The sequence below is a fragment of the Pectobacterium brasiliense genome (assembly GCF_013449685.1).
In the GTDB taxonomy this organism is placed as follows: domain Bacteria; phylum Pseudomonadota; class Gammaproteobacteria; order Enterobacterales; family Enterobacteriaceae; genus Pectobacterium; species Pectobacterium brasiliense_A.
Window position 1 is genome coordinate 56,248 of record NZ_JACDSF010000010.1, and the last position, 15,297, is coordinate 71,544.

Genomic DNA, 15,297 nt, shown 5'->3' on the forward strand with positions numbered 1-15,297 from the left:
ATACCTGGGTAAACTATGAACTATAAATCGTAAGCCGCGGCGAGCAGGAGCCAGAATGTTTAGAATCTATCACTCTAATCAGTTAGATATCTTGAAAAGACTGATGGTTGAGCTGATAAAACGTCAGCCGCTTGCGGATCCCTTCCAGCAGGAAGTGATTTTAGTTCAAAGTCCGGGGATGGCGCAGTGGCTGCAAATTGAACTGGCTGGACACTTCGGGATTGCTGCCAATATTCAATTCCCGCTGCCCGGTGTTTTTTTGTGGAATATGTGTCGCCATGTGCTGCCGGATATTCCAAAAGAAAGCGCCTTCAGCAAGGATGCGATGACGTGGAAGCTCATGCATTTGCTTCCCGATTTGTTAGCTCAGCCTGATTTTGCGGCCCTTAACCACTATTTGCAGGATGACGATAACCAGCGCAAGCTGCATCAGCTTGCCGGACGCGTAGCGGATCTTTTCGATCAATACCTGATTTATCGCCCAGAATGGATCAAGGCATGGCAAGAAGGGAAGCAGGTTGACGATCTCGGCGGGAATCAGCTGTGGCAGTCCGCACTGTGGCGCGCGCTGGTGGATTATACGCGTGAACTGGCGCAGCCCGAATGGCACCATGCTATTCTGTATCAACGCTTTATTGCTGCGTTAGAACAGGCAAAAACGTGCCCGAAAGGCCTGCCGCCACGCGTTTTTATCTGCGGTATTTCGGCGTTACCCCCCATCTATTTACAGGCGCTGAACGCGCTGGCGCGTCATATTGATGTGCACCTGCTATTTACCAATCCTTGTCGCCATTACTGGAGTGACATTCAGGATTATAAATTTCTGGCGAAGCTAAAAGCCCGCAACCGCCGCTTACATCGCTTTGATGGCGAACAGACTGATGAAACCCGCCCGCTCTTTCGCGATCCTTCACAGGCAGAAGCATTGTTCAACGACGACGGGAAACAGTCGATTAATAATCCGCTGCTGGCATCGTGGGGAAAGCTGGGGCGCGATAACCTCTATCTGCTGGCTGATTTGGATAGCGTGCAGGAGATCGACGCTTTTGTTGAGTCGGATGGCGAAAATCTGCTGCAAACCTTGCAGCGCGACATTCTTGAGCTGGAAGACTACGCCGTAGTGGCCGTCAGCCATGAAACGCAGAACACCAGCATGCAAAAACGCCTGCTGGCTCTCGACGATCGTTCGATCGATTTTCACGCCTGCCACAGCCCGCAGCGTGAAGTTGAAGTGCTTCACGATCGGCTGCTGGCCATGATGGCTGACGATCCTGAACTGATGCCGCGCGATGTTATTGTGATGATGGCGGATATCGACAGCTATACGCCGTTTATTCAGGCGGTGTTTGGCAACGCGCCAGATAACCGCTACCTGCCTTTTGCCATCTCCGATCAGCGTGCGCGGCATGCGCATCCCGCCTTGCAGGCGGTAATCAGCCTGCTGGATTTACCGACGAGCCGTTTTACGGCGGAACAGGTTTTGGCATTGCTTGAAGTGCCCGCGCTGGCCGCGCGTTTCGGTATTCAGGAAGAAGGGCTAAGGCGTCTGCGCCTGTGGGTGGTGGAATCCGGTGTGCGCTGGGGACTGGATGACGACAACGTGCGCGATCTGATGCTGCCGCCAACAGGGCAACATACGTGGCGTTTTGGCCTGACGAGAATGCTGCTGGGCTATGCGATGGACAGTCAGGTCGGCGACTGGCAGGGTGTGCTGCCTTATGATGAATCCAGCGGATTGATTGCGGAACTGGCCGGTCAACTGGCCGAATTGCTGATGCAGATCCACCATTGGCGTCAGCGCCTGTCTCAGCCGCGCGTGCTTGTCGACTGGTTACCGTTATGTCGAGAGCTGATCGAAACCTTCTTTGACGCTGACAGTGAGACCGAAGCAGCGCTGGCGTTAGTTGAAAAACAGTGGCAGTACGTGATTGGTATGGGCACGATGGCGCATTATCCGCAACAGGTGCCAATCTCCCGGTTACGTGATGAACTGTCGCGGCGTCTCGATCAGGAGCGGCTCAGCCAGCGTTTTCTTGCTGGTTCGATCAATTTTTGTACGCTGATGCCGATGCGTTCCATTCCGTTCAAGGTCGTGTGTTTGTTGGGCATGAATGACGGCGTTTATCCTCGAACGCTGCCACCGCTCGGGTTCGATCTCATGGGGCGGAAAATCAAGCGCGGCGATCGTAGCCGACGTGATGATGACCGCTATCTGTTTCTTGAGGCGCTTTTGTCGGCGCAGCACAAACTCTATATCAGCTATATCGGGCGCTCGATCCAGGATAATACGCGTCGCTATCCTTCCGTATTGGTCAGCGAACTGACGGAATATATCGCGCAAAGTTACGTCCTGCCGGGCGATGAAACGCTGGATATCGATAGCAGCGCGGAGCGCGTGGTGAAGCACCTTTGCCGCGAACATAGCCGTATGCCTTTTGATGCGAATAACTTCCTGTCTGCACCGCAGCCGTTGAGTTTTGCGGCCGAGTGGCTGGCGGCGGCGAACCGAAAAGGGGAAGCTCAGCCTGATTTCGATCGCGAAGCGCTGTCCGCAAGAGCGAGTGATAGGGATGTCAGTCTGGACGATTTGAAGCGTTTTTATCGTCATCCTGTGCGAGCCTTTTTTCAACTGCGACTTGGTGTGAGTTTTATGCTGCACAGCGATGAGCTGTTGGATGAAGAGCCCTTTGTGGTTGATAGCCTTAACCGCTATCAGTTGAATAGCGAGTTGCTTAATACCTTGATTAATGAAGGCGATACCGAAAAACTGTATCGCCGTGCCAGAGCCGCGGGTGAGTTGCCCTATGGTGCGTTCGGCGAAATTTACTGGCAGGAACAGCAGCAGGAGATGGCGCAGTTGGCTACGCGCGTGCGTGATGAATTAACGTCGTCGCTGTCGGTGAGTCGGGAAGTCGATATCCTCCTCGACGGCGTGCGCGTCAGTGGCTGGCTGAATCAGGTGCAGCCGGATGGTTTGCTGCGCTGGCGTCCGGGCACGCTTTCTATGAAGGATGGCATTACGCTGTGGTTGGAACATCTGGCCTACTGTGCAACGGGCGGGCAGGGTGAAAGTCGACTGTATGGGCGGGAAGACACGGCGTGGCGCTTTGCTGCCTTGTCGGAATTGCAGGCCAAAGAACATTTGGCCGTCATGCTGGATGGCTATCGTCAGGGAATGAGCAAGCCGCTGTTATTGCTCAATAAAGCGGGGAGCGCCTGGCTGGCTGAATGTTATGATCGCGAAAGCGATAGCCTGCGGTCGGATGAGGAGGCGCAGAACAAAGCGCGCACCCGTTTACTGCAAGCCTGGCAGGGCAACATGGGAATGCGGGGGGAGGGGGAGGATTATTACCTGCAACGCATTATCCGTGAGTTGGATGAAAAACGAATGAATGAGGTGATTGAAGCGGCGCAAATTTGGCTACTGCCACCGTTCCGCTCTAATCTGGCGTGATGAGTTTGTTTTGGGTAATGCCCGGGTCGATTTCGAGGTGCGAGAAGATAACGCACTGCAACGTGAAAAGTGATGGATATGAGGTTGGAGAATTGCATGCGTAACATGCGTAAACAGTGGGTCTGGATTACCGGGTGGTTTCTTTTATTCACATTCTGGCTTCCGGCGAGTTGGGCTGAGACGGGCTGGCAGCCGCTGGCTCAGACGATTCGAAAAAGCGAAAAAGATCCGCGGCAATATCAGGCGATCAAACTGGATAATGGAATGACCGTTCTGCTGGTTTCCGATCCGCAGGCACCCAAATCGCTGGCATCACTGGCGTTGCCTATTGGCTCGTTGGACGATCCCAATAATCAACTAGGATTAGCGCATTACCTCGAACACATGGTGCTGATGGGATCGAAACGTTACCCAGAGCCAGAGGCGCTGTCCGAGTTTTTGAAAAAGCATGGCGGTAGCCACAATGCCAGCACGGCGTCTTACCGCACGGCGTTTTATCTGGAAGTGGAAAATGATGCACTGCGGCCAGCCGTAGATCGGATGGCGGATGCGATTGCGGAACCGCTGCTCGATCCGGTGAATGCCGATCGTGAGCGTAATGCGGTCAATGCGGAATTAACGATGGCGCGTTCGCGCGATGGTCACCGCATGGCGCAGGTAGGGGCGGAAACGCTGAACCCGGCGCACCCAAGCGCGCGTTTTTCGGGTGGCAATCTTGAAACCCTGAGCGATAAACCCGGCAGCAAACTGCATGATGAGCTGGTGAAGTTCTATCAGCAATACTACTCCGCCAACCTGATGAAAGGGGTGATTTACAGTAATCAACCTCTGCCTGAACTGGCGAAACTGGCGGTTGATACCTTCGGGCGCATTCCTAATCACAACGCCAGCGTTCCTGCGGTTACCGTTCCTGTGACGACGGAAAAGCAGCGCGGCGTAATGATTCACTATGTTCCTGCTCAGCCGAGAAAACAGCTGCGCATTGAGTTTCGCGTCAGCGATATTAGCCAGGAATTTCGCAGCAAGACGGATACCTACATAAGCTATCTGCTTGGCAACCGCAGCCAGAATACGCTCTCTGACTGGTTGCAAAAGGAAGGGCTGGTTGAGTCTATCGGTGCGGGTTCTTCGCCGATCATCGACCGTAATGGCGGCATGTTCGCGATTTCAGCCTCGCTGACCGATAAAGGTCTGGCACAGCGTGATGAAGTGATCGCTGCGATATTCCGTTACCTGCAACAAATTCGCACAGAAGGGATTCAGCAGCGCTATTTTGATGAGATCGCGCATGTTCTGGATCTGGATTTCCGCTACCCGTCCATCAGCCGTGATATGGACTACATCGAATGGTTGGTGGATACCATGCTGCGTGTGCCGGTCGAACATACGCTGGATGCGCAGTATGTTGCGGATCGCTACGATCCGAAGGCTATCGCCGCACGACTGGACGAGATGACGCCGCAGAACGCGCGCGTCTGGGTCATCAGCCCGAATGAGCCGCATAATAAAGTGGCCTATTTTGTCGATGCGCTGTACGAGATGAATAAAATCCCGTCAGAAACATTCGCAAAATGGAAAACGCTGGGGCAGAAAATGTCACTGTCGTTGCCGACGATCAATCCCTATATCCCGGATGATTTCTCCCTGATCAAAGCCGATAAGGCGATCCCTAAACCGACACTTCTGCTGAACCAGCCGGGGCTGCGCGTGCTGTATATGCCAAGCCACTACTTCGCTGATGAGCCGAAAGCGGAAATCACGCTGTTCCTGCGTAATCAGGAAGCGCGCAGTACCGCCCGTAATCAGGTGCTGTTTGCGTTAAACGATTATCTGGCCGGTCTGGCGCTGGATGAACTCAGCTATCAGGCTTCGATTGGCGGCATCAGTTTCTCCACCCGCAGCAATGATGGTCTGGTGATTAGCGCCAATGGCTATACCCAGCATTTGCCACGGTTGCTGCTGACGTTGGCGGATGGCTACGCCTCCTTTACCTCGACGGAAGCACAGCTGGAGCAGGCAAAGTCCTGGTACATACAGCAATTGGATGCGGTAGAGAAATCAAAAGCTTTTGAACAGGCGTTACAGCCGGTTCAGGCGATATCGCAATTGCCTTACTTTGAGCGCGCAGAACGTCGTAACCTGCTGAAGGATATCCGTTTACAGGACATGGTTAACTACCGCAAAGACCTGCTGCAAAAAGCTACGCCGGAAATGCTGGTCGTCGGCAATCTGGCACCAGAGCGAGTTACCGAGCTGGCGAATACGCTGAAGGCGCATCTGAAGGCTGGTGGCGAGAATCTGTCGCGTAGCGATGATGTCAAAGTCAGTAAGCCGCAGCTTGCTAATCTGCAACGCCCGGGCAGCAGCACGGATTCTGCGTTAGCAGCAGTATATGTACCGACGGGGTATTCGGAAACGGAAAGCATGGCGTATAGCTCGGTGCTGGGGCAGATCGTTCAGCCTTGGTTCTACAGCCAACTGAGAACGGAAGAGCAACTGGGTTACGCGGTGTTTGCCTTCCCAACGACGATCGGCCGACAGATGGGCATTGCCTTCCTGCTGCAAAGCAACAGCAAACAGCCTGCTTATCTGTATCAGCGCTATGAAGATTTTTACCTGAAAGCGCAAAAACGACTGCGTGAAATGAGTGAAGAAGAGTTCACGCAGTATAAGCAAGGCGTGATGAATGAACTGAATCAGCGCCCGCAAACCTTAGGCGAAGAAGCTGGCCGACTGCGTAAAGATCTGGATCAGGAAAACTTTGCTTTTGACTCGCGTGAGAAACTGCTCGAACAAATCAAACCGCTGACGGTGACGCAACTGGCAGACTTCTTCCAGAAGGCGCTGAAGCCAGAAGGTCTGGCTATTCTGTCGCAGGTGTCCGGTAGCCATCATGGTAAAGCCGACTATGCCGCACCGAAGGGATGGCACACCTACGCGGATGCGTCTTCATTGCAGAAAACGTTACCGCGTGAGAAAGCGCCTACGATGATCCCTGCGCCAGCAGCATCGACAGCGGTCGGTAAGGTTTCAGCAGAATGAAAAATGCCGCGCCGCAATCATTAGACGTTATGACGTTGCCGCTCCTCGGGGAGCGGTTGATTGAGGCGTCGGCCGGAACGGGGAAAACCTATACGCTGGCTGCGCTTTACCTGCGCCTGCTGCTGGGGCTGGGGAAACAAGCCGCGTATCCACGTCCACTACTGGTCGAGGAAATTCTGGTTGTGACCTTTACGGAGGCGGCGACCGAAGAATTGCGGGAGCGTATTCGTGCCAGAATTCACGCGTTGCGCATCGCCTGCCTGCGTAAAAGCGCGCAGGGTGAAGAAGCAGATAAGCCTAAAGATACGTCGCTAGCGCAGCTGCTGGCGGAGATTTCGGATCACCGCGATGCGGCCGACGTATTGCTGGCGGCAGAACGCCAAATGGATGAAGCGGCGATCTACACGATCCACGGCTTCTGCCAGCGTATGCTCAGTACCAATGCGTTTGAATCCGGCGTGCTTTTCGAACAGGTGCTGATAGAAGATGAACAGCCGCTGCGCCGCCAGGCCTGTGCCGACTTTTGGCGTCGTTATTGCTATCCGTTGCCGGTAGAGGTCGCACGTATTGTCGGTCTGGAGTGGAAAGGGCCGGAAAACCTGCTGGCCGATCTGGCTCCCTATCTGCACGGTGAAGCGCCTGTGTTTCGCTTGCCGCCAGAAGAGGGCGAAACGTTGCAGAGCCGCCATGAGAAGATCGTGGCGACGATCGACGCGTACAAACAACGCTGGCTGGCGTCAGCAGCGGACCTGGAAGCGCTGATTAGTGCTTCTGGCGTCGATAAACGCAGCTACAGCAGTAAGCATCTTCCCAACTGGCTACAGAAAGTCACGCTGTGGGCAGAGCAGCCGACGCTGGATTACCAACTGCCGAAAGATCTGGTGAGATTTGCCCAGCAAACGCTAATCGAGAAAACGAAGAAAGGCGAACCGCCTGTTCATACTCTCTTTGAGGAGACCGAACGGCTGCTTGAAGCGCCGCTGTCGCTGCGCGATTTAGTCATTGTTCGCGCGCTGTCGGCGATCCGCGAGTCGGTGAGTGAGGAAAAACGGCAGCGTGCAGAACTGGGGTTTGACGATTTGCTGAGTCGTTTGGATGTTGCGTTGCAACAGCCTGGCGGGGAACAGCTTGCCAGCGCCATTCGCGAACGCTATCCGGTGGCGATGATCGATGAATTTCAGGATACCGATCCTCAACAGTACCGTATTTTCAGAACGTTGTACGTCGGGCAGCCGCAGTGTGGGCTATTGCTGATCGGTGACCCTAAGCAGGCTATTTATGCGTTTCGCGGTGCGGATATTTTTACCTACATGCACGCGCGCGGAGAAGTCGCCGCGCATTATACGCTGGGTACGAACTGGCGCTCGTCGCACCAGATGGTACATGGCGTTAATCGTCTGTTTGAACGCCTCGACTCTCCTTTTATTTTTCAAAACATCCCTTTCCTGCCGGTTAAGCCTGCTGAGTCTAAGCGCGGTTTGGTGTTTGAGGTTGCAGGGCTGCCTCAGCCTGCGCTGCAATTCTGGCTAACGGGTTCGGAACCGATTGGCGTAGGAGATTATCAACAGCAGATGGCGCGTCAGTGTGCGGCGCAGATTCGTGACTGGCTGGCGGCCAGTCAGCGCAATGAAGCCTGGCTGGTTACTGACGACTCCCGCCGTTTGGTCAGGGCATCCGACATGAGTGTGCTGGTGCGTAGCCGGCGTGAAGCCTCGCTGATTCGTGACGCGCTGAGCCGTTTGTCCATTCCCTCTGTATATCTGTCCAATCGCGACAGCGTATTCAGCACGCCGGAAGCCAGCGATATGTTGTGGCTGTTGCAGGCGGTGCTGGCACCGGAACAGGAGCGCACGTTACGCAGCGCGATGGCGACGGCTCTGATGGGGCTGGATGCCGAACAGGTTGATGCATTAGGGCAAAGCGAAGCCGCGTGGGATGCGTTGGTCGATGAATTTGCGGGCTACCGTGCTCTGTGGCGTCAGCGCGGCGTACTGCCGATGCTGCGTGCGCTGATGAGTCAACATCAACTGGCGGAGAACCTGCTGGCGAGTGCGGAGGGTGAACGCCGCATTACCGATATTCTGCATATCGGTGAGTTATTGCAGGATGCCTCTGCAACCCTTGATAGCGAACATGCGCTGGTGCGCTGGTTATCACAGCAGATTGTCCAACCTAATCCGCAGGCAGAGAACCAGCAGCTACGTCTGGAAAGCGATCGTCACCTGGTGCAGATCGTGACGATCCACAAATCAAAAGGGCTCGAATACCCGCTGGTATGGCTGCCTTTCATCAGTAACTTCCGCGTGCAGGATCAGGGGATTTATCACGATCGCGAAAGCTATCAGGCCGTGTTGGATCTGCAAAATAATGAAGAAAGCCAGACGCTAGCGGAAGAAGAGCGGCTGGCGGAAGATTTACGTTTGCTGTATGTCGCGCTAACCCGTTCTATCTACCACTGTAGCGTGGGTGTTGCGCCCGTTCAGCGGTCGCGTAAGAAAGACGGCAGCAGCGATATGCACCAGAGCGCGCTGGGCTATTTACTCCAGCGCGGTAAAGAAGCTGAAGCTGCCACGTTAGTCAGCGAGCTGGAAGGCATGGTTGGCGACGGTGTCGCACTAACACCGCTACAGGCGACGGAAGAACAGCGTTGGCAGCCGGATAGACCGGAACTGGCAGAGCTGCGGGCTCGCCACATCGAACGCCAGTTGCGCGACGGCTGGCGAGTAACCAGCTATTCGGGGCTTCAGCAGCAGGGTTCTGCAAGCGCGCAGGATCTGGTGCCGCGTCTGGATATCGAAGCGATAGGCGAGCGTCAGGAGGCGGATGAAACGCAACTGACGCCGCATACGTTCCCGCGCGGCGCGAGTCCGGGAACGTTTTTGCATAGCCTGTTTGAAACGCTGGATTTTACTCAGCCCGTTGAGGATGACTGGCTAGCCGAGCAGTTGCAGCTACAGGGATTTGAAGCGCACTGGCACCCGGTGTTAAAGGCGTGGATGGATACGCTTTTGCATACGCCGCTTAATGAGCAAGGGATCGTGCTATCGGCACTGGAGAACGTCGATAAGCAGGCCGAATTACAGTTCTATATACCGATTGATACGCCAATACAGGCGGCGCAGCTCGATCGGCTGGCGAAACATCACGACCCGCTATCTGCACGCTGTCCGGCGCTCTCTTTTCAGCAGGTGAAAGGCATGCTGAAAGGGTTTATCGATCTGGTGTTCCGCTGGGAAGGACGCTATTACCTGCTGGACTATAAGTCCAATTGGCTCGGCCCTGACGCCAGTGCATACACCCAAACGGCCATGATGCAGTCGATGGCCGAGCATCGCTATGACTTGCAATACCAGCTCTACACGCTGGCTTTGCACCGCTATCTGCGTCATCGCATTGCGGATTATGACTATGAGCGCCACTTTGGCGGGGTGTTTTATCTGTTTTTACGCGGCGTTGAAGCGTCTCACCCCGGCAATGGCATCTTTGCCTGTCGTCCCTCTGCTGAATTTGTTTTCGGGCTTGATGCGCTCTTTAAGGGAAAGACGCCTGACGATGCTGATACAGGAATTCCCTCATGATTGCGTTACTTGAAACGGCACTGACGCGGCGGTTACTGCGCCCGCTGGATGTTCAGTTCGCCAGAATGCTGGCAGATGAGACAAAGCCCGATCTGCTGTTGGCCGCCGCCTGCCTGAGTGCACATTCGGGCGCAGGGCACGTGTGTTTGCCGCTGGAGAACTTGCAGGCCCAGACGCTGTTTGACGGCCGCGAGCCTGAGCTGGCTCAACAGCTTCTTGCGGAGGCACGGCTAAACACGGTTGCCGCATGGCGGCAGCGTCTACTGGCGTCCGATGCCGTCAGCGACGGCAGCCAGCCGACGCCGCTGGTGTTGCAAGGCGAAAAGCTGTACTTACAGCGTAGCTGGCAGAGTGAAGGCCGCGTGGCGCGGTTTATCGCCAGCGAGCGCGATACGATCCCCGTCGATGAACCCGCGATCCGAGCGGTTCTGGATCGGCTGTTTCCTGACGTGGGCGAAGAGGTTAACTGGCAGAAGGTCGCCGCCGCTGTCGCCTTGACGCGCCGCATTGCGGTGATTTCCGGCGGGCCAGGAACGGGGAAAACCACGACGGTGGCCAAATTGCTGGCGGCGCTAATTGAGCTGAATACGAGAGAGACGTTACGTATTCAACTGGCGGCACCGACTGGGAAAGCGGCTGCGCGGCTCACGGAGTCGCTGGGGCAAGCCCTGCACCGTCTTGCGGTGGATCCTCTGCTGCGTGATGCGTTTCCGCAGGAAGCGACAACCCTGCACCGGCTGTTGGGGGCGGTGACAGACAGTCAGCGCCTGCGTCACCATCAGGACAACCCGCTGCATCTGGATGTACTGATTGTGGATGAGGCGTCGATGGTCGATCTGCCGATGATGGCGAATGTGATCGCTGCGCTTCCGCCACACGCCAGAATTATCTTTCTGGGTGACCGCGATCAACTGGCGTCCGTCGAGGCGGGGGCGGTGTTGGGCGATATCTGTCGTTTTGCCGAGGTTGGCTATAGCCGCGCGCGGGCGCAGCAATTGCAGCGGCTGACGGGTTGTAAGCTGGATGAAAGTGGTCCTGAAGGACAGACGACGGTCAGTGACAGTATCTGTCTATTGCGCCGGAGCTACCGTTTCGATCCGCATTCCGGTATTGGCCAACTGGCGCTGGCGGTGAACGGCGGTGATGACGCTCGTGTGCGTGCTGTGTTAAACGGCGAGTTTGCCGATATTACCTGTAGCCCGTTAACCGCGGCTGAGGAGTATCAGGCCATGCTGGCACAGTGTGTCGAAGGGTATCGTGATTATCTACAGCTTGTGGTGGCGGGAGCCACGCCGGACGCTGTGCTGCTTGCTTTCCAGCGCTATCGCCAACTGTGCGCATTGCGCGAAGGGCCATTTGGCGTAGCAGGGCTGAATCAGCGCATTGAGCAGGCTTTGCATCAGGCTGGGCTGATTCAGCGTAGCCGTAATCCGCTTAACCGCTGGTATCTCGGCCGACCGGTCATGATTGAACGTAACGATGCCGCATTAGGCCTGTTCAATGGGGATATCGGTATTGCCATGATGGGAGACAACGGAGAGCTGCGCGTATTTTTCCCGTTGCCAAATGGCGAAACCAAAGACGTTACGCCAAGCCGTCTGCCGCCGCATGAAACGGCCTATGCGATGACGGTGCATAAATCGCAGGGATCGGAGTTTGATCATACGGCGCTGGTGCTGCCGAACCACTATTTACCGGTGCTGACGCGGGAGCTGGTGTATACCGCCATCACGCGTGCGCGCCAGCGTTTGTCACTCTATACCGATGTTCGCATTCTCTGTCGCGCGGTGAAAACGCCAACGCAGCGCTATAGCGGCCTGGAAGAGAGAATTAGCGCATTAATGGTGCGCTCTTCTGCTAGTAAGATGCCATTCAGTTAGGGAAGTACGATACGCTGCAGGTGTGAATTGCGTTGACAAATTGGCATGATATCCCTGTCTGATGGCTTATTGAAATGAACAACGTGAGCGGTGAGTTTGGCAAGCGGCCATAAGCGGATAAAAATAGCGTGGCCGATTTTACGATCGGCCACGAGAAGTGTTATCGAGTGGGATAACTCAGAGATCTAGCACCAGAATCTTCGAGCGACGCTGGTAGTTATACAGCGCCTGCTTTTTCTTCGGCAGCATTTCCACTTCGGCGGGTAAAAAGCCGCGCTCCTGGAACCAGTGGATGCTGTGTGTCGTCAGCACGAACAGCTTTTGCAGACCCTGCTGACGCGCCTGAGCGGCAACGCGCAGTAACAGCATATCGCCGCGTGATGAACTGCGGTAATCCGGGTGAACCGCGACGCAGGCCATTTCGCCGATGCTTTCTTCCGGGAACGGATACAGTGCGGCGCAGGCGATAGTCAGGTTATCGCGTACCACGACGGTGAATTTGTCGATCTCCATTTCCAACTGCTCACGCGAGCGTCTGACCAGAATGCCTTGTTCTTCCAGCGGGCGAATCAGTTCCAGAATACCGCCAATATCATTGATGGTCGCACGGCGAACCTGCTCGGCGCTTTCCATCACGATCTGTGTACCGATGCCGTCGCGTGAGAACAGCTCTTGCAGCAGCGCGCCGTCGTCCTGATAGCTGATCAGGTGGCTACGGCGTACGCCGCTGCGGCAGGCTTTGACCGCACCGCGCAGGAACCGGACCGTACCCGAATGGTAATCACCAGCCTGTTCCAGTGCATCAATACGCTGCTGTGCATCGTCGGGGAACAGTTCTGAAATGATGTTACCTTCTTCGTTAGTCACGCCCTGCGAGGAGCAGAAACCGATCATCTTTTCCGCTTTCAGCTTAATGGCGAGCTGGGTTGCAACCTCTTCCGAGGTTAAATTGAAACTCTCACCGGTGACTGAAACCGCAACCGGGCCGAGCAGCACGATGGCACCGCTATTCAGTTGGCGGTGAACGGCTTCTTCATCAATGCGGCGAATACGGCCGCTGTGGCAGTAGTCCACACCATCATCCACGCCAAGTGGCTGCGCGATAATAAAGTTACCGCTGACGACATTAATGTGGGCACCTTGTAGCGGCGTGTTGTTCAGACTCATCGACAGCCGGGCGGTGATGTCCAACTGCAGCATTCCCGCCGCCTGCTTGACCAGCTCCAGCGTGGTGCTGTCGGTGATGCGGGTATTTTTATGGTAGAGAGGTTCGTAGTGATGCGTTGTCAGGTTGGCATCGATCTGCGGGCGAGCACCATAAACGACCACCAGCTTGATCCCCAGACTGTGTAGCAGCCCGATATCATTTACGATGCTAGAGAAGTTGGCATGTTCAATGGCTTCGCCACCTAACATGATGACAAACGTTTTGCCACGGTGGGCATTGATATAGGGAACTGAATGGCGGAAGCCCTGAACCAGTTCTGTACTCCGTTCCTTCACTACGAGCCCTCTTTGCATTTTTATTCGTAATTTATGTATTTTTATTCTTTATGACGTAAAAGGCAAGAGGAAGTATTAACCAGAAAAGTCAGGATTCTGTTTCATCTTGCTACCATGCCCTAAATAATTCGAGTTGCGTGAAGGCGGCAACCGCGCGAGTCCCTAGGAGCTTATATAAGTAAGTGACTGGGGTGAGCAAGAGAAGCCAACGCACATGCGGCTTGAAGTATGACGGGCATGCACAGGATTTTTGCATGACAGCGTGGAGCAGATTCGTTAAAGTTTTTGACAATTTTTACCTTTATTCATTTTTTAATGGCCTATCCCGAGCATTCGCAACACAACAATGCAGGATAGCGCACAGCAATCAGATCGGAGCGGCATGTCTCATTCGAATCATCATCTGACTCGACGGCGTCTATTACAAAGCGCAGCAGCAACCTGGCTGTTAAGCGTAAGTGGTGTAGGAATGGCAGCGACGACACAGGTCGTGGCCGTGCGCGTCTGGCCGTCCTCCGCCTATACCCGCGTCACGCTGGAATCCAATCACCCGCTGAAATATAAACAGTTTAGTCTGAGTAATCCTGAACGCATCGTGGTGGATATCGAAAATGTTCATCTGAACAGCGTGCTGAAGGAGATCGCCAGCCAGTTTAAGTCAGATAACGACCCGCTGATTAAAGAAGCGCGCATCGGCCAGTTTGATAAAACCACGGTGCGCCTGGTGTTGGAGCTCAAGTTGCAGGCGACGACCAAAGTCTTTACGCTGGGGCCAGTGGCTGAATTCAAGCACCGACTGGTACTGGATTTATATCCCGCCGCAGGGCGCTACGACAACGAAGACGACCCGCTGCTGGCGCTGCTGGAGGATTACAACAAAGGCGATCTGGAACGCACGCTGCCAGCAGAAGCGCCGAAAGCCGGGAAAGCTGGACGGGATCGTCCGCTGATTATCATGCTCGATCCCGGTCACGGCGGTGAAGATCCCGGCGCGATTGGCAAGAATAAAACGCGCGAGAAAGACATCGTGCTACAGATTGCCCGCCGCTTGCGTAAGCTGATCGACAATGAATCCAACATGAAAGCCTATATGACGCGTAATGAAGATGTGTTTATTCCGCTGCGCGTACGGGTGGCGAAAGCGCGCAAGCAGCGTGCCGATCTGTTCATTTCGATTCATGCGGATGCGTTTACCAATCGATCGGCAAGAGGATCGTCGGTTTTTGCCCTGTCGAAAAAAGGGGCAACCAGTACTGCCGCCAGATTTCTGGCAGAGACCCAGAACGAATCGGATTTGATCGGTGGCGTGAGCATGAGCGGCGACCGCTATCTGGATCACACCATGTTCGATCTGGTGCAGACCGTGACGATTGGCGACAGCCTGAAGTTTGGTAAAGAGATCCTGACCCGACTGGGCAGGGTGAATCGTCTGCATAAAAACAGTGTCGATCAGGCTGGATTTGCGGTATTGAAAGCGCCGGATATTCCGTCTGTTCTGGTTGAGACGGCATTTATCAGCAATCTGGAAGAAGAGCGCAAGCTACGTACCAGCCATTTCCAGCAGCAGATTGCCGAATCCATTTTTGCAGGAATTAAGGCCTACTTTGCCAGTCAGGCTCAGCAGTAGTTGATGTTGCTGATGTCATACGATGACCGCGCCTAACTGGCGCGGTTCAGAGGGAATGATGCCTGGGGTACGGTACGTAGAAACAGGTAGTTCGTATAAATAGGTAGTTCGTAGAAACACATAATGCGTAGAAAACAAAAAAGCACCCGTTAAGGTGCTTATCGCGCGGTTCTTAATTTAAAGAACCTTAATTGGTTGCGGGGGCCGGATTCG

Annotated in this window: 6 protein-coding genes; 5 read left to right on the plus strand and 1 reads right to left on the minus strand. The window is 54.8% G+C overall.

The features are described 5' to 3' along the window. Positions 1–55 precede the first annotated feature (55 nt). The 4 genes from recC (at position 56) to recD (ending at position 11,954) form a co-directional block, all read left to right on the plus strand. On the plus strand, positions 56–3,454 hold the full coding sequence (recC, locus tag H0248_RS04540) for an exodeoxyribonuclease V subunit gamma (RefSeq protein ID WP_180784929.1): 3,399 nt from the start codon (positions 56–58) through the stop codon (positions 3,452–3,454). Positions 3,455–3,559: 105 nt separating this feature from the next. After that, the gene (ptrA, locus tag H0248_RS04545; protein ID WP_180784961.1) at positions 3,560–6,496 is read left to right on the plus strand and encodes a pitrilysin; all 2,937 of its coding nucleotides are present in this window, start codon (positions 3,560–3,562) and stop codon (positions 6,494–6,496) included. Then, the gene (gene recB / locus H0248_RS04550) at positions 6,493–10,074 is read left to right on the plus strand and encodes an exodeoxyribonuclease V subunit beta (RefSeq protein WP_180784930.1); all 3,582 of its coding nucleotides are present in this window, start codon (positions 6,493–6,495) and stop codon (positions 10,072–10,074) included. The genes ptrA and recB overlap by 4 nt, the downstream gene beginning before the upstream one ends. Continuing rightward, the gene (gene recD, locus H0248_RS04555) at positions 10,071–11,954 is read left to right on the plus strand and encodes an exodeoxyribonuclease V subunit alpha (RefSeq protein ID WP_180784931.1); all 1,884 of its coding nucleotides are present in this window, start codon (positions 10,071–10,073) and stop codon (positions 11,952–11,954) included. The genes recB and recD overlap by 4 nt, the downstream gene beginning before the upstream one ends. A gap of 177 nt (positions 11,955–12,131) precedes the next feature. On the opposite strand, the gene argA is transcribed toward recD, so the two are convergent. After that, positions 12,132–13,475 (minus strand): amino-acid N-acetyltransferase, encoded by a 1,344-nt coding sequence (gene argA, locus H0248_RS04560; RefSeq protein ID WP_180784932.1) that lies wholly within the window; start codon positions 13,473–13,475, stop codon positions 12,132–12,134. Between the two features lie 364 nt (positions 13,476–13,839). Here argA and amiC point away from each other — a divergent pair, with 364 nt between their 5' ends. Further along, on the plus strand, positions 13,840–15,084 hold the full coding sequence (amiC, locus tag H0248_RS04565) for an N-acetylmuramoyl-L-alanine amidase AmiC (RefSeq protein ID WP_180784933.1): 1,245 nt from the start codon (positions 13,840–13,842) through the stop codon (positions 15,082–15,084). Positions 15,085–15,297 lie beyond the last annotated feature (213 nt).

Excerpts from the sequence above, each read along its gene's own strand:
- recD (WP_180784931.1), top strand. The coding sequence starts at position 10,071 with ATGATTGCGTTACTTGAAACGGCACTGACGCGGCGGTTACTGCGCCCG.
- recC (WP_180784929.1), top strand. The coding sequence starts at position 56 with ATGTTTAGAATCTATCACTCTAATCAGTTAGATATCTTGAAAAGACTG.
- amiC (WP_180784933.1), top strand. The coding sequence starts at position 13,840 with ATGTCTCATTCGAATCATCATCTGACTCGACGGCGTCTATTACAAAGC.
- recB (WP_180784930.1), top strand. The coding sequence starts at position 6,493 with ATGAAAAATGCCGCGCCGCAATCATTAGACGTTATGACGTTGCCGCTC.
- ptrA (WP_180784961.1), top strand. The coding sequence starts at position 3,560 with ATGCGTAAACAGTGGGTCTGGATTACCGGGTGGTTTCTTTTATTCACA.
- argA (WP_180784932.1), bottom strand. The coding sequence starts at position 13,475 with ATGCAAAGAGGGCTCGTAGTGAAGGAACGGAGTACAGAACTGGTTCAG.